The organism is Bradyrhizobium sp. in8p8 (assembly GCF_000426845.1).
Classification (GTDB): domain Bacteria; phylum Pseudomonadota; class Alphaproteobacteria; order Rhizobiales; family Xanthobacteraceae; genus Bradyrhizobium; species Bradyrhizobium japonicum_C.
On the sequence record NZ_AUGD01000009.1, the window covers coordinates 80,506 to 97,311 of the forward strand.

Sequence of the window (16,806 nt, forward strand, 5' to 3'; positions counted from 1 at the left end):
CCCTTGAAACGTAACCGGTTTCCTCTGACGCCCCAAGCGGCAAGTCGGATCAAGGTGGTCAGAGTTCCACCAAATTCAAGGCGGGCTGCGTCAAACTATTGGTGAATTCTCTCCGAGCCGCTATTGCGGTGATGGTCCGAACGAGGGCGGGAGCGGATTTGAGCATCACCACCGATCAATTACGCGCGCGCGCCGCCGATACGTTATGGCTGCGCCTGACAGCGGCGGCTCTGCCCCTCCTGATGATCGCGCCGGCGTTCTGGAACGGCTATCCGCTGTTGCAATGGGATACCGGCGGCTATCTCGCACGCTGGTACGAGGGCTATCTCGTCCCCAGCCGCTCCACGGTGTTCGGCCTCTATCTGCATTACGGCGAGAGTTTGGGATTCTGGATCAACCTCGCCGTCCAGTCGCTGGCGACCCTGTGGCTGCTGCAGCTCACTTTGCGTGTCCTGGGATTGATGCAGACCTTTCGCTTCGTCGCGATCAGCCTCGGCCTGATCCTGTCGACCGCGCTGCCCTGGCTGGCGAGCATGCTGCTCACCGACATCTTCGCAGGACTTTCGGTGCTGTCGCTGTTCCTGCTGGTGGCTGGCGCAAGCCACACCTCGACGCTGGAGAAGATCGCGCTGTTCGTCTTCACCGCGTTTGCCGCCGCGACCCACAGCGCCACGCTCGGCGTGCTGCTGGGCCTCTGCGTCGCGGGTTGGATGGCGCGGCCGCTGCTCGGCAACCGGCTTCCGCTCGCCGGGCTGACGCAAGCGAGCCTCACCATCGTTGCGGGCAGCCTGATGCTGGTGTCGGCGAATTACGCGCTGTCCGGCAAGCTGGCCTGGACGCCCGGCGGCTATGGCGTCGCCTTCGGCCGCATGATGCAGGACGGCATCGTCGCGCGCTTTCTCAACGACCGTTGCCCGCGCGAACGCTTCAAGCTCTGTCCCTATCGCAACGAGCTGCCGGCCAGCGCCGACGAATTCCTGTGGGGCAAGAGCATGTTCAACACGCTCGGACGCTTCGAAGGCATGAACGACGAGATGAGCTACATCGTCGTGCATTCCCTCAAGGACTATCCTGCCTGGCAGGCCGCCGCGGCGCTGCGCGCGACGGGACAGCAATTGCTGCACGTGGCGACCGGCGAAGGCACCAATGGCTGGATCCCGCACACCTACGGCATCATCGAGCGCTACATCCCCGAGCAGGTTGCGCCGATGCGGGCCGCGCGGCAGCAGCACTGGGCAATCGATTTCGACTACGTCAACTGGCTGCATGTCCCCGTCGCGCTGGCCTCGATGCTGGCCCTGGTTACGCTGCTTGCGCATGCGCTGGCGAACCGCCGGCTTGACGACCTCACGCTGCTGGCGGGGACCGTGGCGCTGGCCCTGCTCGGCAACGCCTTCATCTGCGGCGTCATCTCCGGTCCGCACGATCGCTACGGCGCGCGGATGGTGTGGGTTGCCACCTTCGTGGTGCTGATGGCGCTTGCGCGCCGTTTCGGCGGCGACGTTGAAGCGCGATGAGATCGGGGTGTAACGTCATCGCGCTTGGTAGCTCTTTCGAGCTCGACCTCCCGCGCCGACGGCTTCCCATCTCGACGGCACTCATGCTCGCGGCGAACATAGCCAAGCGGGCCGGCCTGAGCGCTGAATCAGCGGATGCAACGGGACGGGGCTTTGCGGCTTGCTGGAACGGGCCGATGCTCATGGCGGACGGAGTCGCCGGCCGTTACATCCTGGCTGGCCGCCCAATAGCAGGCCTTGGCGACTCCGGCAGCGCTCGGAGCGGCGACCGGTGACCCAGAGCAGACGTGTGCGCTGTAAATGAGCAGGCTACTCAAACTGAGTAGCTCGCTCTAGGACGAAAGAACGCCCGAATAATCTCGGAGAACATGTGAAGCCGTGATAGCGTTTCACGATCACTGAACGACTTGTGGCTTATGACAGTGACTGAGAGACAATTTGCGCTCCCGCCTGAATGAGGGGGAGCGCCATGTGCGACAAATGCGATGAAATCGATAGGATGGTCAGCCAGTGGAAATTTATTCAATCATCAGCCACTGAACCCTTGGCCATCGAATTGCTTCGTATCGACATCGACGAACTCCTTCGTAGAAAGCACGAACTGCACAACGATCCGAAAGCTTCGGCCGATGAATAGCTCTCATCAGGCGGCGTGTTTCTTTTAATGCGTCGGCAGAATTTTTATGGTGCTGTTCCCTGCGATACCTCGTTCAGGCTTGCAGGGTGGTGGCCACCAAGCCTTGCATATCCTAATGCCGCTTTCGAGTCGCGAGCAGTTGGCGGATGTGGTCGAGCACGGGGCGATAATCAAGCTTCTTCGCCGCCTGGGGCCCCCCTTCGCAAAGGTCACCCGCGAGCGCAAGGACCTTCCCGACCGTCGCGCCTAGCATCGTCTTCACGGCTGGATAGTTGCTCCGTATCCACGCGGAAAGAGCAAACCCGGAACCGGTGGGAGCACCTACATCGATCAAGGCAACATCGATGTTGTGTTTGCCACCTTCGAGGCATTCACGAGCATCCTCGTGCTGAGCTGCTTCCACCACGCGGTAGCCGCACTCGCGAAGGTACTCCGCCAGCGGGTGACGCACGAGGACGTCCTGCTCGACGATCATCACAGTTGCTGCTTGCATGTATATTACGGCGCCGAGCCGAGCATCTCCGCGATCAGCGCTGCGATCTGCTTGGGATCGTACGGCTTGCTGATGAACCTACCTACGCGGCTCGCTGCGCTCTCCAATTCTACGCTTCCAGAGGCAACAAGGATAAGCAGCATTGGTTGCATGACGCGCAGCTTCCCGGCCAGTTCAAGACCATCAAGGGTTCCGGGCATTCGGATGTCGGTTATAAGCGCGTCAACTCGCTCGCCTGAGGAGATGTAGTCCATCGCTTCGTCGGCAGTGCTCGCCTCAACAACCTCAAACCCCGCAGTTCGAAGCTGCTCAGCTACGTCAAATCGGATGAACCATTCGTCCTCCACCAGCAAAACCCTGACCCGATCGCTCTCTAGCTGCTCTTGGGGGACCATCGTCGGCTCCGCAGATGACCGGGAGCCCAACTAGCTGAGGGGTCGAACGTTCCAAGCCATTGAGTTCTCTGCAGTTTGGAAGTCCGAAGCGCAGAGGCGGAATATCCGCAAGGCGGTACGCAAAATTTGATATCGCCGTCAGGGTCAGGGGCTCTGACCTACCTGCGACGACCCCGCGTTGTCGTGATGCCACAAAAGCGTCGGTTCATGACCCTCTGCTGGTGAGCTGCGGCCCGGTACCTCTGAGGGAGGGACTTCAGTTAGGAACAATAGAGTCGACTGATTGTTTGCGGCATGCGCCGAGCGTTTGAACTAAACCTCGGTGAGGATGTAGTCCATCAGCTCCCGCCGACGGGTCGGTATTGCCTGCATCACTCCAAGAGAGCCTCGACCGGATCGAGCAACAGATTCGGGCCTACGAGGCATACGATCTGGCCGAGAAGGCCCGGTTCGCCCGCGAATCCTGGCTATGGACAGCAGAAGAGCGAATCGAATGGCAGGAAACTCAATCTGACAACGGCAGGGTACTTCGTGATCTGCGTGAGCAGGCCGATGCCCTGCGTCAAAAGCTGACGCCCTTTCAAAAACCGGCATAACCTGAGAGCCGCGAACCGATACCCTGAGGGAGCGCGAACGTGGAGGGCAACATAGCGGGTTGCCGAGCTGCGCAAACACGTCGGGCGGATCACCGGCGAGCCCCGATCTTACCGAGGCCGCGGCAGGCTGTTCGAAAAATCTGACGATGCACTCTCTCAGGCTTAGAACCTTCGCGCCTACGAACACCCAGGACAGCCACGCAGGAAGCACACGACTGGCGCGTCATCGCGAGCAGTCAACCAGTCAGCGGCGGTAAGAAGCTGGCAAATGGCTCCTGCCGGAATCGAAACAAAGCCCTCGCTGACGGGCGAATAAAGGCGAACAGTCCCGCCACCCCCGAGCGGCTCTCAGCATCTATCGGTGGCGTGAACGCAGGTGCGCTCCCGTTCATCAACGGTCCCCAGGACATTCCTTGACGTTCGTCTGCGGCGTCATCTCCGGCCCGCACGATCGCTACGGCGCGCGGATGGTGCGGGTTGCCACCTTCGTGGCGCTGATGGCGCTGGCGCGCCGTTTCGGCGGCGACGTTGAAGCGCGATGAGATTGGGTGAAGCGTCATCGCGCTTGGTACCTTGTTCAAGCATGCGCTCCACGCCGACGGCCTCCCTCCCCATTTCCACCGCACTCATCCTTGCGGCGACCATAGCCCAGCGTGCGGCCACGCGCCCATTTAGCAGAACGAGCGGCACATCGGACGTCCGCGACAAGGAAGGTATGGGGACTGCGAGGAACGCACGAGCTGTTTCCTGATTGTCAGGCATGCCACGCTACTACTTCGACTCCCGTGACAATGAAAAATTCGTCTCAGATGAGATCGGCGTCGAGGTCGCCTCCCTGCAGGAGGTAAAGACGCTGGCCTCCACTGCTATGGCCGAGCTCGCTAGGGACGTGCTGCCCGGTTCGGTGGCTCGAAGGTTGGCGATTGAAGTTCGTGACGAGTTCGGCCTGCTCCTCAGCGTCTGCCTCCGTTTCGAGATCGAACCGGCACGACAAATAAGATAGAGCAGGTTTGGAACCTTTCCCTTAACCTGTGATTGTTGATTACCACCGGCCGAAGCATTGGGCGCTGGTGGCTGAGAGTTTTGTGCTCCCGCCTGTCTCGGCCGGAGCGGCGAGTTCCATCCGGCTCAAATTTCTCAAGCGTGGAGAAGTGCGATGCCCGGTAGCCCAACGGCTGCGCTCGTTCAAAAACTCACCAAAACCAATCGGCTTGACCAGGACGATATTCTGGCGATTCAACAGCTTCCGATCCAGAGCAAGCGGGTTCCCGCCCAGCACTGCTTCGTCCATGACGGTGACCGCCCATCGGAATCCTGTCTCATCGTCGATGGGTTCGCCTTCCGCTCCAAGCTGACGCCGGACGGTCAGCGGCAAATTCTCTCGCTCCACATTCCAGGAGAAATCCCGGACCTGCAAAGCCTGCACTTGCACGTCATGGACCATGACTTGACGACGCTCACGGAATGCACCCTCGGATTCATCAAGCACGAAGCCTTACGGGAGCTGAATCTGAGGAGGCCCAACGTAGCTTCTGCGCTCTGGCGCGAAACCTTGATCGACGCCGCAATCTTCAGGGAATGGATCGTCAATGTCGGGCGCAGGCCGGCGCGGGTCCGAACTGCCCACCTGCTGGCGGAGCTCTATGAGCGGCTCGAACTGATCGGACGAACCACGAATGGGTCCTTTGAATTGCCCATCACTCAGATCGAGCTGGCGGACTGCCTTGGATTGTCGGTCGTGCATGTCAACCGGACCCTGCAGGAGCTTCGTCACGACGGTCTCATCGCAACGGAACGCAGAACCTTCCACTTGCTCGATAAGAGCGGGGTGGAGGAAGCAGGGCAATTCGAGAAGATCTACCTGCACCAACGTCCTGCGCTTTGAAGAAGGAAAGCCTCCCCTGCATCGACACTTCTGGTTGCCCCTTGCCGACGTCCCGCCGTCCTCGATCCGTCGTCTCAATCGGCGCCAAGCGGACTCCCGATGTCTGCGCATGAAGGCGTGGACAACTGGCATGACATCAGGAGTATTGACCGACGAGCTCATCGGCGAAGACAGCATGCCTCAATCGCGGCGTGAGAGGAAATCGAGCACGCCGGTCTTGTAGACCTTGTCGCCGACCGCACGCATGTGATCGCGGTTGGGAATGTCGAGCACTTCCGAGCCGGGGATGATGGCGCCGAGCGCACTCGCAGAGCCGGCTACGTCGTCGGTGGTGCCGACCGCAATCAGCACCGGCACCTCGATGCGCGCGGCTTCCTCCCTGCTCATGAGATCGCGCGTGCCGCGCAGGCACGCCGCAAGCGCGCGGTGATCGGAACGGGTCTGGTCGGCGAACGCACGGAAGGTACGCCCCACGGGATCGGTGACGTCATCAAGGGAAGGCGCTTCCAGCGCCCTCGCGACGTTCTCGCCGGGGCCGGTGCCCTCGATCAGGCCGCCGATGCCGATGCCGCCGAGGATCGCCGCGCGCAACCGCTGCGGCTCGTTGAGGGAGAGCCACGCCGCTATCCGTCCACCCATCGAATAGCCCATGATATCGGCCTGCGGGATGGCGAGATGATCCATCAGCGCGAGCACGTCGCCGGCCATGGCCGGGATCGAGTACTGCGCGGGCTCGTAGAGCTTCGCGCTCTCGCCGTGGCCGCGATTGTCGAGCGCGATGACCCGGCGGCCGTTCTTGCGCAGCTCCGACACCCAGGTCGGATAGACCCAGTTCACGTTCTTGCTGGAGGCGAAGCCGTGGACCAGGATGATCGGATCGCCCTCGCCTTCGTCGAGATAGGCAATTTCAACGGCGCCGTTGTGAAAGCTCGGCATCATCAGTTCCGTGAGATCTTGTGGGGGACAGCTCGATCTTAGAGCATGATCCGGAACACTGTGTAGCGGTTTTCCGGCAACATCATGCTCAAACAATAGCCTGAGGCGCGCAGCGCTTCAGGCCGTCGCGGCCGCATTGGCCAGACTTGCCTCTGCTGCGATCTGCGCACGGCGGAGCCGGCGCGCGCGCCTGCGATCGCACCAGGCCTGGGTCAGGCCTTCCGTCGTGGCCTTGATCGACGACAACAGGCCAAACAGCGTCAGGGCCGCGCCGAACAGCCAGAGGGTCAGATTGAACGCGCCGGTCGCAAGCAGCAGCGCGCCGCGGCCAAGCAGCTTCATGATGGCGCGGGTCTTGCCGCCATGCGCTTCCGCAAGCCGCGCCGCGCGCGCGACATCCTTGGGGCCTTCGGCGATGCGCAGCGTATCCATCGCCCCGCGCGTGCCGGTCTTTCCGGCGACGCGCGTCACGTCCTTGCCGAGCCGGACCAGCGCACCGGCCTTCTCCGCCCGGAAGGCAGCCTTGATCGCGCTCACGGTCTGGCCCGGGCGCAGCACCGAGCCGGAGGCGACGGCGTTCCGGAGCATCGGCGCGTCGACCACCTCGCGTGCGGAGCGGCCGGCCCATGCGGCAAGCCCCTCGCCGAGCCGCCCCACCTTGCGCGCGTCCTTCACCAGCGATAGCCCCGCGCGCACCGGCGCGGCACCGCCGACGGAGACGTAGGTCGCCGCCGTCACCGCAAGGCCGGCAGCCGCAAGGGCGAGCACGAGGCGGTCGGTGTCCTCGCCCATGGCAAGATGCTTGCCTTCGCGCACCACGTCCCTGATGTCGCCGAACACGAAGAGATCGCCGGTCACCGTCCCAGAGAGGCTCGCGACGTCGTCAGCATTGCCGGTGACGAGACCGGTGACGAAGCGCTTGGCGAAATGCGAGGTGGAGTTCTCTGTTTTGACCGCATCGCTGACGCGGCTGAGGACGTCGTCCGGTAGCGCGATATTCCGGTCACGCGCCAGCGCGACAAAACTGTCGGCGAGGTCGGCGTCTCCGGCCGCGAGTGCGGCCTCGATGTTGTCCTGGACCAGACCCTCGTTCTGCCGCAGCAGTGCATCGAGCTTGAGCTCGGAGAGCACGGCCGGATCGTCCTGGGCCGCGAGAAGCGCGCCGGCCTCGCGGGCGTGCGGCGCGACCTGCACAAGCAGGAAGCCGCACGTCGCGATACCCGTCAACGCGGTGGTGATTCGCAGCCACTTCATCTGGAAAAGCCCGGCGATCCCAAAAAATCGACTACGCCTGATGTTTTCGTCTTTCGGCGCAAATTGCTCGCCAGAGGAGATAGTATGCCAAAATTGCGACACAACGTCCCCGACGAAAGAAGGGCTTCTCTCAGGCCGCAAGATTGTGTCGAATTTGCATGAGCAAATGAGCATGGGGCAATTGCGGAGCCTGCGGTTCCGCTGGACTAGCAATCATCTGCACCCGCCTTTATGGTCCGCCGCGCCTTAAAGATGCCGCGTCACTTGTTGATTGTGTCTGCCGCCATTGCCACTCCAGGATGAGTTACGATGTCCGACCATGTCGTCCCGCACTTCCATAACGATGCCGGCGTTCCCGTCATCGAGATCGGCTCGCATGAGTTCATGTGCGTGGGCGCCAACCCTCCGTTCGACCATCCGCACGTCTTCCTCGACCTCGGCAACGACGACGAGATCATCTGCCCCTATTGCTCGACGCTGTACCGCTTCGCGGCCGACCTGAAGCCGGGCGAAGCCCGCCCGCCGGAATGTGTCTTGAAGGACAAGGTGGCCTGACCGCTTCCGTCGGTCAGGGGTGGCGCTCTCCCGAACGATTGTCATCGCCGGTGCCGGCATCGGTGGGCTGACGGCCGCGCTTGCGCTCGCGGCCCGCGGCTTCCGCATCGTCGTGCTGGAAAAGGCCGAGCGCCTCGAGGAAGTCGGCGCCGGCCTGCAGCTCTCGCCCAACGCCAGCCGCGTGCTGGTCGAGCTCGGCCTCGCCGAACGCCTCGAGGGGCGCGCCGTCACTCCGGAAGCGGTCTCGATCATGAGCGCGCTCGCCGGAGGCGAGCTGCTGCGCATGCCGCTCGGGGAGGCCGCCTCCGCACGCGCGGGCGCCCCCTATTGGGTGGTGCACCGTGCCGACCTGCAATCCGCATTGGCCGGCGCCGTTGCCGATCATCCCGACATCGACCTGAAGCTTGGAGCGACCTTCGAGGACGTTGCAGCCCACGCCAAGGGCCTGACGGTGGTCCATCGCAGCGGCACCATCCGCCGCAGCGATCTCGCCAGCGCGCTGATCGGCGCCGACGGCATCTGGTCGACGGTGCGCCAGCACCTGTTCCCCGAGGTGCAGCCGCGCTTCTCCGGGCTGATCGCCTGGCGCGGCACGCTCGACGCCACGCAGCTGCCGAAGGACTATACTGCGCGGCGGGTGCAGCTCTGGATGGGGCCGAATGCCCATCTGGTCGCCTATCCGATCGCGGGCGGACGCCAGATCAACGTGGTCGCGGTGCTGCCCGGCACCTGGAACCGGCCGGGTTGGAGCAGCCCCGGCGATCCCCTCGAGGTGATGGACGCCTTTGCCGCCCCGCGCTGGCCGCCGCCGGCACGGATGATGCTCGCCGCGGTCGACAGCTGGCGGAAATGGGCGCTGTTCGGCGTGCCCGACGGCTGCCCCTGGAGCAAAGGTCCGGTGGCGCTGCTCGGCGATGCCGTCCACGCGATGCTGCCGTTCGCGGCGCAAGGCGCCGGCATGGCGATCGAGGATGCCGCCGTGCTCGCGCGGCATCTGAGCGTCGAGGCGGCGGAGAACACTGACGGCATCGCAGCCGCACTGACGCAATATGGCCGTGCGCGCCTGGCGCGGGTACGGCGCGTGCAGGGAACCGCGCGGCAGCAGGGCCGCATCTATCACCTCGGCGGGCCGCTGGCGATCGCACGCGACCTTGCGATCCGCGCGCTCGGCCCGGAGCGCATGCTGGCGCGGCAGGACTGGATCTACGGCTGGCGGACTTGATGCGACCCGCCGCCGGCGCGGCGCCTCAGCGCAGCGTTCTTCCGGATTTCGAGGCGGGCTTGGCGACGGGCGACGGCGGCTCGGCAGCCGGCACCGGCTCGGGCGTCTCCCGGCACCTGTTGCGGCGCCAGGCGTCGTCGGCCAATTGGGCCTGCCCTCGCACGGCGATATAGTCGTTGCGATAGGCGAGCTCGGACACGACCGCGCCACCCGCCCCGGTCTCGGCCTTCTGCATCAGCTTCTGCAAATCCTCGGTGCGCTTGTCGAGCTGCTTGCGCTCGGTCTCCAGCTGCTTGCAGTCGTACAATTCGTATTTGGCGGGATCGGCAAAGGCAGGCGCGATCGTCTCGCTCATGCCGGCGCAGCCGGACAGCGCGGCACCCGCTGCCAGCAGCGCGAGGAGCGCGCCGAAGCCGCGCAGCGAAGAGGACAACGAAGCAACCATGCCGGATGAATAGCCCCCGTGGATTGAGAATGCCTAAAGCAACAACAGATGTCGGGATTGAGGCTTTGCCTTGTGCGCCCGGCTCGCTTAAGGAAGGACCGTCCCCGGGCTCGAGCAACACGCCAATTCCAGACCGGGGATGGACTTAAGTGTTTGATCTCGTTGGATCAAGCGGGCATGGCGGAATTGGTAGACGCAAGGGACTTAAAATCCCTCGGTGCGCAAGCGCTGTGCCGGTTCGACCCCGGCTGCCCGCACCACCCGAGATTTTCTCGGCACGCTCAATGCATTTCGCTTGGAGTGCCGCCCTGAGCGTCGCGCAACCGTCTTTGGCTGGCCATCCGCGGGAAGGCGCTCCAGCGGCTTGTCGCTAGCAATTCAGACGAGAAGCTCGGCCGCCGAACGAGCTAGCCGCGCTCGAGGCGCTCGGGCTCCGCGCGGAAATCGAGCAACACGATCCAGAAGCAGATCAGGGCGACGACGAGGAGGATGAAACTACCCTCGAATGGTCCCCCAAGAAGCGAGATCAGCGTCGGGAACGCGATGCCGACGCCGAGAACGGCGGCGAGCGCCATGGCGGGAAGATCGACGATGAGGATGGCGGCATAGAGCGCGAGCTCGAAGAAGGCATATTCCTTGAGACGCGGTGAGCTGAGATAGAGCGCGAACATGGCGAGCACGGTGACGCGCATGGCCGTGCGAGGATGATCCCTCAGCCAGAGATCAAGTCGGATCAGAAGCGATCCCCCTTCCCCCGCGGGGCCGCGGCCCACCACGCGCAGGACGGCAAGGCCGAACGGCACGAGCACGAGCGCGAGTGCTGCGAGCGCATAGGCCGCGAACAGTGCCGGCTTGACGTTACCGAGCCCGGCGTAATCCATGAGGCTCTGCGCCAGCAGCAGCAACGATGGATTTGTCTCCAGCAAGTCGACAAAATGCTGGTCGGGAATCTGCGCCGCCATCGCGAGCCGCCAGCTTGCGAACAGATCGGGATACAGCAGTTTGGATATCAGGATCGGCACGGCAAAGCTGAGGATCGCCGCCGCGATCAAGGCCAGCTTGCGGACGCGCGGCAGCGGCAGGAAATAGAGCGCCGCCAGCACCGGGAAGAACACCAGCTTGAACGAGGTCACGAGGCCGAGCAGCGCAGCGCCGGCGAGGCGCGACGAGAAGCCTTGTTCTCCCTGCGCTTCCGATCCAAGCGGACGAAGCAAGAGCCTGAGCGCGAACGCAGTCAGCACACCGCTCAGAATCGCAAAATTCCCCGATGCCTGCACCCATTCGAAACCGACGAACGCGCCGATCGCGCAGAGCACCCGGAGCGCAATGTCGCGCGGGCTCGGGCGCGCACGGGCAAGGCCGGGCAAGAGCAACCCGCAGAGCACGCCAAGCACGAGAAAAATGCTTCTGTAATGATCGACCAGAACACCACCCGCGCAGAGGGGACGGAAAACGTCCAGCGTCACCGGCAGGTAGGGATAAGAGAGCTTGGTGCCCTTCAGGTTCTTGACGAAATAGGGATCGCGCCCTTCGGCATATGCATCGACCGCCGCGCAATTGACGCGAACGTCCCAGCCAAATTTCACATCGAGCGTTGCATCGTTGGCGAGATTGCCGAGCACCAGCAGCGCCGTCAGCGCGATCAGGCAGGCAAGCCAGACGTTGCGCCTGCCAGTCGTGGCGGCCGCGGGCTCCAGCCATCGTGCAGCACCGGACATGTCGGACACGGGCGGCCCCCTGTTTCGCCTGTTTCTTCCGGTGCCGCCGCGGCAGCCGGTCCTGCCACAATGGTCAGGATGGGTTGCAGATTCATCTCCCCGACGTCCTGTGCCCGACCTTATGGTGAATCCCTGGTTGCCGGCCGACCTCCGATCGCGGGAACTCGCTGGCGCCAACGAACCGCGGGCGCCTACCGCGACGCGCGAGGGGCCAGCCAGGCATCGAGCGCCTTTCGGGTGTCCTGTGTCGCCGCCATCCGCGCGAACTGCTCGCTTTCGATGGCGAGGCCCTCCGCGATCGAGACGTTCAGGCCCCGCGTGGCGGCCGTGATGACGCGGGCGACCGCCAGGTGGGAATGCCGCGCGATCCGATCCGCCAGCCCGAAGGCCGCGTCGAGAAGCTGTCCGTGCGGAACGACACGGTTGACCAATCCCAGCTCCACGGCGCGCTGTGGTGAAAAGGATTCCCCGGTCAAGAGGCATTCCAATGCCCGCTTGCGGCCGGCGAGCCGCGGCAAGCGCTGCGTGCCGCCGAAGGTCGGCGTGATCCCGATCGCGATCTCGGGCTTGGCGAAGCTCGCCCGTTCGCTGGCGATTGCCAGATGCACGGCTTCCGTGATCTCGCAGCCGCCGCCGAAGGCGATGCCGTTGACGGCGGCGATGATCGGCTTCGGAAATGATTCCATGCGCGCCGTCATCGCCTGCCCGCGTCGCACGAAATCCTTGACTGCAATGTCCGGCCCGAACCTCACGCTCTCGGAGAACTCGGCAATGTCGGCGCCCGCCGAGAAGGCGCGATCCCCGGCCCCGGTCAGAACCACCGCCCGGACATTCGCATCGTCCTCGATGCGGTCGAGGACGGCCATCAGGCGATCGATGAGCGCGTAGCTCAGTGCGTTGAGCTTGCTCGGGCGATTGAACGTCAGCAGCGCGACGGCGCCCCGCATCTCGATCAAGATCAAGTCGGACAATTTGCGGCTCCTTCCAGGTCGAACACGCAGGAAGTCAGCCACATCAAACTTGTCATGTATACTCACTAGGCAGTATACAAATGAGATGTCGGGAAGAGGCGATATAACGCGCCAGCAGATCGTCGTTGCGGCGACGCGCCTGTTCTATGGCGAAGGCATCAAGGCGGTCAGCATGGATGCGGTCGCCGAGAAGGCCGGCGTCACCAAGAAGACGCTCTATTATCACTTCGCCAGCAAGGACGAGCTCGTTGCGGAAACCATCGCGGCCCGGGACCAGCCGACGCTCGAACTCTACATGCGATGGTTCGCCGAGACCGACGGGAGCGTAGCCGACAAGATCCGCGGTCTCTTCGCCAAGCTCGGCCGCTCCGTGGATACGCCGCGCTGGCGGGGCTGCGGCTTCCTGCGCACGATCGCCGAGCTCGCCAACACGCCGGCCCATCCGGCCGTCAAGGCCGGCGCGGCACACAAGAAGCGTTTTGAAGCATGGCTTCAATCGGAGTTGCGAGATCACGGCGTGGCCGATGCAAGCGCGCTCGCGCGCCAGCTCGTCATCCTGCTCGATGGCGCCACGACCGTGATGCTGATCCATCGCGACCTGGACTATGTCGAGGCTGCAGGACAATTGGCGCGCGGCCTGGTCGAGCAGGCGGCAACCCGACCCGATTGAGGCAACCGTCGCGACGGCGACCTCACCAATTGTTGTCCGCCCCTGCTCCGCCTGCCAGCCATCCCGAAACATGGGTTGTGCACCGCAGCATCAACGATAGGTAGATCGCTCAATTTCAGGGGTGAGCTTCTTGTCTGACGTCAATGCCGACGATTGGGTGTCTACCGGACACCGCCCGATGGGGTTTCCAGAATTCGTCATCGTGATCGCGTCCATCATGGCGCTGAATCCGCTTGCGATGGACATGATGCTGCCGGCCCTGCCTAATATCGGGGCAGCTTTCAAGATTCCCGTCGCGAACCATCTCCAGCTGGTGCTGTCGACTTTCCTGATCGGCTTCGGTGCCGGCCAGTTCGTCATGGGCCCCCTGTCGGACCGCTTCGGCCGCCGGCCGGTGCTGCTCGGCGGCATGGCCGTCTATGCAGTGGCAAGCGTGCTGGCGGTCGCAGCGCCCTCTTTCGAGACGCTGCTGCTGGCGCGCGCGCTGCAGGGGCTCGGTACCTCGGCGACCCGCGTGATTGCGACATCCATCGTGCGCGACTGCTATGTCGGCCGCCGCATGGCGAGCGTGATGTCGCTCGCGATGATGGTGTTCATCGCGGTGCCCGTGATCGCTCCCTCGTTCGGGCAGGCGGTGCTGCTGGTGACGGCGTGGCGCGGCATCTTCGTGGTGCTGATGCTCTACGGCCTGCTCGCGCTCGCATGGTGCGTGCTGCGGCTGCCTGAAACACTCCCCGAATCCGAACGCAGGTCGCTGGCGCCCGCCGACGTGCTCTCGGCCTTCCGGCAGACCGTGACCAATCGCCAGACCATCGGCTATGCGACGGCTGCCGGCAGCGTCATCGGCGCGCTGTTCGCCTATGTCTTCTGCGCCCAGCAGGTCTTCACCGGCATCTACCATCTCGGCCAATACTTCCCGCTCGCGTTCGCGGCGATCGCCGCCGGCACCGCCATCGCCGGTTTCCTCAACGCAAGGCTGGTCGGGCGACTCGGCATGCGCGCGATCTCGCACGGGGCGCTGACGCTCTATACGCTAGTGGCCGGCGTGATGCTGCTGACGGAAATCCTCGGCGTGCTGCCGCTCTCACTGTTCATGCTGCTCTCCGCCCTGATGATGTTCTCATTCGGCATGATGGTCGCCAACTTCACCGCGCTCGCCATGGAGCCGCAGGGACACATCGCCGGCACCGCCTCTTCGCTTTACGGCTCGATCACGACGCTGATCGGAATCGCGGTCGGCATGGCGATCGGCCAGAGCTTCGACGGCACGCTGCTGCCGTTCTCGGTCGGCTTCTTCCTATCGACCCTCGCCGCACTCGGGATCGTGCTGGTGGTTGAGAAGGGCCGCCTGTTCAGGCCGCATCATCGTCCAGTCAGCTGAGGAACATCCCGGAGCTCTCGATGTTGTACCGCAGCAATCGAGAGGATGCCGAGATGGAACAAGAGAGCAGACCCGATCACCCCGCGTGGGAGATCGAACGGCCGGCGTCACAGCAACGTCCTTCGCCCGGCGAGCGGCCGGACCCCAGCTTGCCATTCATGAGCGAAGGGCTCGAGCAGCTGCGCGACAGCCACTGCTAACAGAAGCTCCGTAACTATCGCCCAATAGAAAAGGCGCCGTGGGAGACCCACGGCGCCGCTCGCATTTCAGACGAAGGCTATTCCGACTTCTCGATATTCCAGAATACCGGGGTCGCCGGGCCGTCGAGCACACCCTTCAGTGACTTCTGCCAGGCGCTCGGGGCCTGATACTGGCCGAGCGGAATGTAGATGACCTGCTCCATGGCTTGCTTCTGAATGTCGGCTGCGATCTTCTTCTGCGCATCTGCTGACGAGGCGCGAACGAAAGCATCCTTGAGCTCTTCGATCTTGGCGTCTTCCGCCCAGCCGAACCAGCCGCCGTTCTTGCCGCGACCGCCAATCGAGACGTTGGCGATCGGATTCATCACGTCCGCGGCAACCCAGTTGGTGAAGAACATATTCCAGCCGCCCTCCTTCACCGGCTTCTGGCCGGCGCGGCGGGCAACCACGGTCTGCCAATCCGTTGCCTGGAGATCGACCTTGAAGCCGGCCTCGCGGAGCAGCTGCGCCGCGACGATCGGCTGCGCCTTCAGAGTGGTGACGTCGCCCGGTGCCATGATGGCGATCGGCGTGCCGTCATAGCCGGATTCCGCAAGCAGCTTCTTGGCCTCCGCCATGCCGCCGCCCTTCACCAAAGTATCCGAGCCGATCTCCGAGGCGAGCGGCGTGTCGCAGACAAAGAAGGCGCCGCAGATCTTGTAAAATTTCGGATTTCCGACAAGCGCGTCCAACACGTCTTTCTGGTTCATCGCCAGAAGTGCAGCGCGGCGCACCTTGGGATTGTCGAAGGGAGGCAGCAGGAAGTTCATGCGGCCAAGCGTCTGGAAGCCGAACTTGTTCAGCACCTCGATCTTCAGGTCTTTGTTGCCCTCAAGGACCGGAAGCATGTCCCAGGGCACGTTCTCCATGAAATCGATATCGCCCGACTGCAGTGCGTTCACGGCGGTCTGCGAGTCCGGCATGGTAATCCACTCCACGCGGTCCACCTTCACAACCTTGCCGCCGGCGGTCCAGCTGGCCGGCGCGTTGCGCGGCACGTAGTCGGTGTTCTTGACATAGACCGCCTTCACGCCGGGCTGGAATTCACCCTGCACGAACTTGAACGGACCCGAGCCGATCTGCTCGGAAATCTGCTTGCCGGGCGGCGTTTCGGCGAGTCGCTTGGGCATCATGAACGGCACCAGCGACGAAGGCTTGGCGATGGATTCGAGCACCAGCCCGTAGGGCTCCTTCAGCTTGAGCACGATGGTCTTGGCATCGCTTGCCTCGATGCTCGCCGTGAAGTCCATGAGCTTCTGGCCCATGCCGTCATTCTTGCCCCAGCGCTTCAGCGAGGCGACGCAGTCTTCGGCCGTGACCGGCGCGCCGTCGTGCCACTTCAGGCCGTCGCGCAGGGTGAAGGTGTAGGTGAGCTTGTCGTCGGAGACCTTCCAGTCCGCCATCTGCGGCTGGACCTTGAAGCTTGAATCGGTGGCCAGCAGCGTGTCGTAGACCATATAGCCATGGTCGCGCGTGATGTAGGCCGTGGTGAAGATCGGGTCGATGATGCGGAGATCGGAATGCATCACGGCCGTAATGGTCTTCCCGGCGGCAAGCACGGGCGAGGCCAGCGCGGTCGAAAGCGCGACGACCGACAGCGCAAGTTTGGAGGCGAATGCGCGAGGCCCCCGGCGCATGAAGTGAAACATAGAAAGTTCTCCTGACGTGAAACTGTTCAAAGGCAGGCTATTGGTTAAGCATGAGGTTCATTCGTTGGGCGAACTAACTTCATGCAATGCCTTTGTCTTTTCGAGACTTGCAGACCGTGCCGAGCGCGTCAATCCGGTTTCGTTGCAAGCCCTCGCGGCGCGCGCACGGGCTCCACAAAGATCGATTTAGCTCTACAACACCCTCCGCTTGTCCCGCCCCGCGCTGATGCAATGCGCGTTCCA

The 16,806-nt window shown here is 63.6% G+C and carries 18 protein-coding genes and 1 tRNA gene; 11 read left to right on the plus strand and 8 right to left on the minus strand.

All coding sequences use genetic code 11. The features are described 5' to 3' along the window. Positions 1-158: 158 nt before the first annotated feature. Together K408_RS0122465 and K408_RS42220 are read left to right on the plus strand one after the other, a co-directional pair. On the plus strand, positions 159-1,517 hold the full coding sequence (locus tag K408_RS0122465; protein WP_024340755.1) for a hypothetical protein: 1,359 nt from the start codon (positions 159-161) through the stop codon (positions 1,515-1,517). Positions 1,518-1,986: 469 nt separating this feature from the next. Next, a complete protein-coding gene (locus K408_RS42220; protein ID WP_155248573.1) occupies positions 1,987-2,154 on the plus strand; it encodes a hypothetical protein in 168 nt (55 codons plus the stop codon). A 112-nt stretch (positions 2,155-2,266) separates the two neighbouring features. On the opposite strand, the gene K408_RS0122480 is transcribed toward K408_RS42220, so the two are convergent. Next, a complete protein-coding gene (locus K408_RS0122480; RefSeq protein WP_051350485.1) occupies positions 2,267-2,629 on the minus strand; it encodes a response regulator in 363 nt (120 codons plus the stop codon). A 23-nt stretch (positions 2,630-2,652) separates the two neighbouring features. Continuing rightward, complete coding sequence (locus K408_RS0122485) at positions 2,653-3,042, minus strand: response regulator (RefSeq protein WP_024340759.1); 390 nt, start codon at positions 3,040-3,042, stop codon at positions 2,653-2,655. Between the two features lie 362 nt (positions 3,043-3,404). Between K408_RS0122485 and K408_RS0122490 the strand changes: the two genes are divergently transcribed. The 4 genes from K408_RS0122490 to K408_RS0122505 all read left to right on the plus strand — a co-directional run bounded on the left by K408_RS0122490 (position 3,405) and on the right by K408_RS0122505 (position 5,523). Next, positions 3,405-3,638 carry a hypothetical protein gene (locus K408_RS0122490; RefSeq protein WP_024340760.1) on the plus strand — a complete coding sequence of 78 codons (234 nt, stop codon included), beginning with the start codon at positions 3,405-3,407 and terminating at the stop codon, positions 3,636-3,638. 413 nt (positions 3,639-4,051) lie between these two features. After that, a complete protein-coding gene (locus K408_RS43940; protein WP_283805280.1) occupies positions 4,052-4,180 on the plus strand; it encodes a hypothetical protein in 129 nt (42 codons plus the stop codon). 218 nt (positions 4,181-4,398) lie between these two features. Beyond that, positions 4,399-4,641 (plus strand): DUF6894 family protein, encoded by a 243-nt coding sequence (locus K408_RS0122500; RefSeq protein ID WP_024340761.1) that lies wholly within the window; start codon positions 4,399-4,401, stop codon positions 4,639-4,641. A 153-nt stretch (positions 4,642-4,794) separates the two neighbouring features. After that, positions 4,795-5,523, plus strand: a complete 729-nt coding sequence (locus K408_RS0122505; RefSeq protein ID WP_024340762.1) for a Crp/Fnr family transcriptional regulator — start codon at positions 4,795-4,797, stop codon at positions 5,521-5,523. 180 nt (positions 5,524-5,703) lie between these two features. On the opposite strand, the gene K408_RS0122510 is transcribed toward K408_RS0122505, so the two are convergent. Together K408_RS0122510 and K408_RS0122515 are read right to left on the minus strand one after the other, a co-directional pair. After that, positions 5,704-6,459, minus strand: coding sequence for an alpha/beta fold hydrolase (locus K408_RS0122510; RefSeq protein ID WP_024340763.1), 756 nt, complete (start codon positions 6,457-6,459; stop codon positions 5,704-5,706). Between the two features lie 117 nt (positions 6,460-6,576). Next, a complete protein-coding gene (locus K408_RS0122515) occupies positions 6,577-7,713 on the minus strand; it encodes a hypothetical protein (protein WP_024340764.1) in 1,137 nt (378 codons plus the stop codon). A gap of 309 nt (positions 7,714-8,022) precedes the next feature. Here K408_RS0122515 and K408_RS0122520 point away from each other — a divergent pair, with 309 nt between their 5' ends. Both K408_RS0122520 and K408_RS0122525 read left to right on the plus strand, forming a co-directional pair. Then, positions 8,023-8,268, plus strand: coding sequence for a zinc-finger domain-containing protein (locus tag K408_RS0122520; protein ID WP_024340765.1), 246 nt, complete (start codon positions 8,023-8,025; stop codon positions 8,266-8,268). A 19-nt stretch (positions 8,269-8,287) separates the two neighbouring features. Beyond that, positions 8,288-9,490: an FAD-dependent monooxygenase gene (locus tag K408_RS0122525; RefSeq protein WP_024340766.1), complete on the plus strand. Its 1,203-nt coding sequence runs from the start codon at positions 8,288-8,290 to the stop codon at positions 9,488-9,490. A 25-nt stretch (positions 9,491-9,515) separates the two neighbouring features. Here K408_RS0122525 and K408_RS0122530 read toward each other — a convergent pair whose 3' ends face one another. Further along, positions 9,516-9,935, minus strand: a complete 420-nt coding sequence (locus K408_RS0122530; RefSeq protein ID WP_024340767.1) for a hypothetical protein — start codon at positions 9,933-9,935, stop codon at positions 9,516-9,518. 171 nt (positions 9,936-10,106) lie between these two features. On the opposite strand from K408_RS0122530, the gene K408_RS0122535 reads away from it, so the two are divergent. After that, positions 10,107-10,195 (plus strand) — tRNA-Leu (locus K408_RS0122535). Between the two features lie 147 nt (positions 10,196-10,342). Here the strand turns inward: K408_RS0122535 and K408_RS0122540 are convergent. Both K408_RS0122540 and K408_RS0122545 read right to left on the minus strand, forming a co-directional pair. Then, positions 10,343-11,653 carry a hypothetical protein gene (locus K408_RS0122540; protein WP_245265912.1) on the minus strand — a complete coding sequence of 437 codons (1,311 nt, stop codon included), beginning with the start codon at positions 11,651-11,653 and terminating at the stop codon, positions 10,343-10,345. A 191-nt stretch (positions 11,654-11,844) separates the two neighbouring features. After that, positions 11,845-12,624, minus strand: a complete 780-nt coding sequence (locus K408_RS0122545; RefSeq protein ID WP_024340769.1) for a crotonase/enoyl-CoA hydratase family protein — start codon at positions 12,622-12,624, stop codon at positions 11,845-11,847. 85 nt (positions 12,625-12,709) lie between these two features. Between K408_RS0122545 and K408_RS0122550 the strand changes: the two genes are divergently transcribed. Then, the gene (locus K408_RS0122550) at positions 12,710-13,294 is read left to right on the plus strand and encodes a TetR/AcrR family transcriptional regulator (protein WP_024340770.1); all 585 of its coding nucleotides are present in this window, start codon (positions 12,710-12,712) and stop codon (positions 13,292-13,294) included. 130 nt (positions 13,295-13,424) lie between these two features. Next, entirely contained in the window at positions 13,425-14,675 is a 1,251-nt protein-coding gene (locus K408_RS0122555) for a multidrug effflux MFS transporter (RefSeq protein WP_024340771.1), read from the plus strand. Between the two features lie 277 nt (positions 14,676-14,952). Here K408_RS0122555 and K408_RS0122565 read toward each other — a convergent pair whose 3' ends face one another. Continuing rightward, positions 14,953-16,563, minus strand: coding sequence for an ABC transporter substrate-binding protein (locus K408_RS0122565; protein ID WP_024340773.1), 1,611 nt, complete (start codon positions 16,561-16,563; stop codon positions 14,953-14,955). Between the last annotated feature and the right edge of the window lie 243 nt (positions 16,564-16,806).

Bases quoted from the DNA above. Each gene is read 5' to 3' on its own strand.
- K408_RS42220 (WP_155248573.1), top strand. From the start codon at position 1,987: ATGTGCGACAAATGCGATGAAATCGATAGGATGGTCAGCCAGTGGAAA.
- K408_RS0122480 (WP_051350485.1), bottom strand. From the start codon at position 2,629: ATGATCGTCGAGCAGGACGTCCTCGTGCGTCACCCGCTGGCGGAGTAC.
- K408_RS0122485 (WP_024340759.1), bottom strand. From the start codon at position 3,042: ATGGTCCCCCAAGAGCAGCTAGAGAGCGATCGGGTCAGGGTTTTGCTG.
- K408_RS0122500 (WP_024340761.1), top strand. From the start codon at position 4,399: ATGCCACGCTACTACTTCGACTCCCGTGACAATGAAAAATTCGTCTCA.
- K408_RS0122505 (WP_024340762.1), top strand. From the start codon at position 4,795: ATGCCCGGTAGCCCAACGGCTGCGCTCGTTCAAAAACTCACCAAAACC.
- K408_RS0122510 (WP_024340763.1), bottom strand. From the start codon at position 6,459: ATGCCGAGCTTTCACAACGGCGCCGTTGAAATTGCCTATCTCGACGAA.
- K408_RS0122515 (WP_024340764.1), bottom strand. From the start codon at position 7,713: ATGAAGTGGCTGCGAATCACCACCGCGTTGACGGGTATCGCGACGTGC.
- K408_RS0122520 (WP_024340765.1), top strand. From the start codon at position 8,023: ATGTCCGACCATGTCGTCCCGCACTTCCATAACGATGCCGGCGTTCCC.
- K408_RS0122530 (WP_024340767.1), bottom strand. From the start codon at position 9,935: ATGGTTGCTTCGTTGTCCTCTTCGCTGCGCGGCTTCGGCGCGCTCCTC.
- K408_RS0122540 (WP_245265912.1), bottom strand. From the start codon at position 11,653: ATGTCCGGTGCTGCACGATGGCTGGAGCCCGCGGCCGCCACGACTGGC.
- K408_RS0122550 (WP_024340770.1), top strand. From the start codon at position 12,710: ATGTCGGGAAGAGGCGATATAACGCGCCAGCAGATCGTCGTTGCGGCG.
- K408_RS0122565 (WP_024340773.1), bottom strand. From the start codon at position 16,563: ATGTTTCACTTCATGCGCCGGGGGCCTCGCGCATTCGCCTCCAAACTT.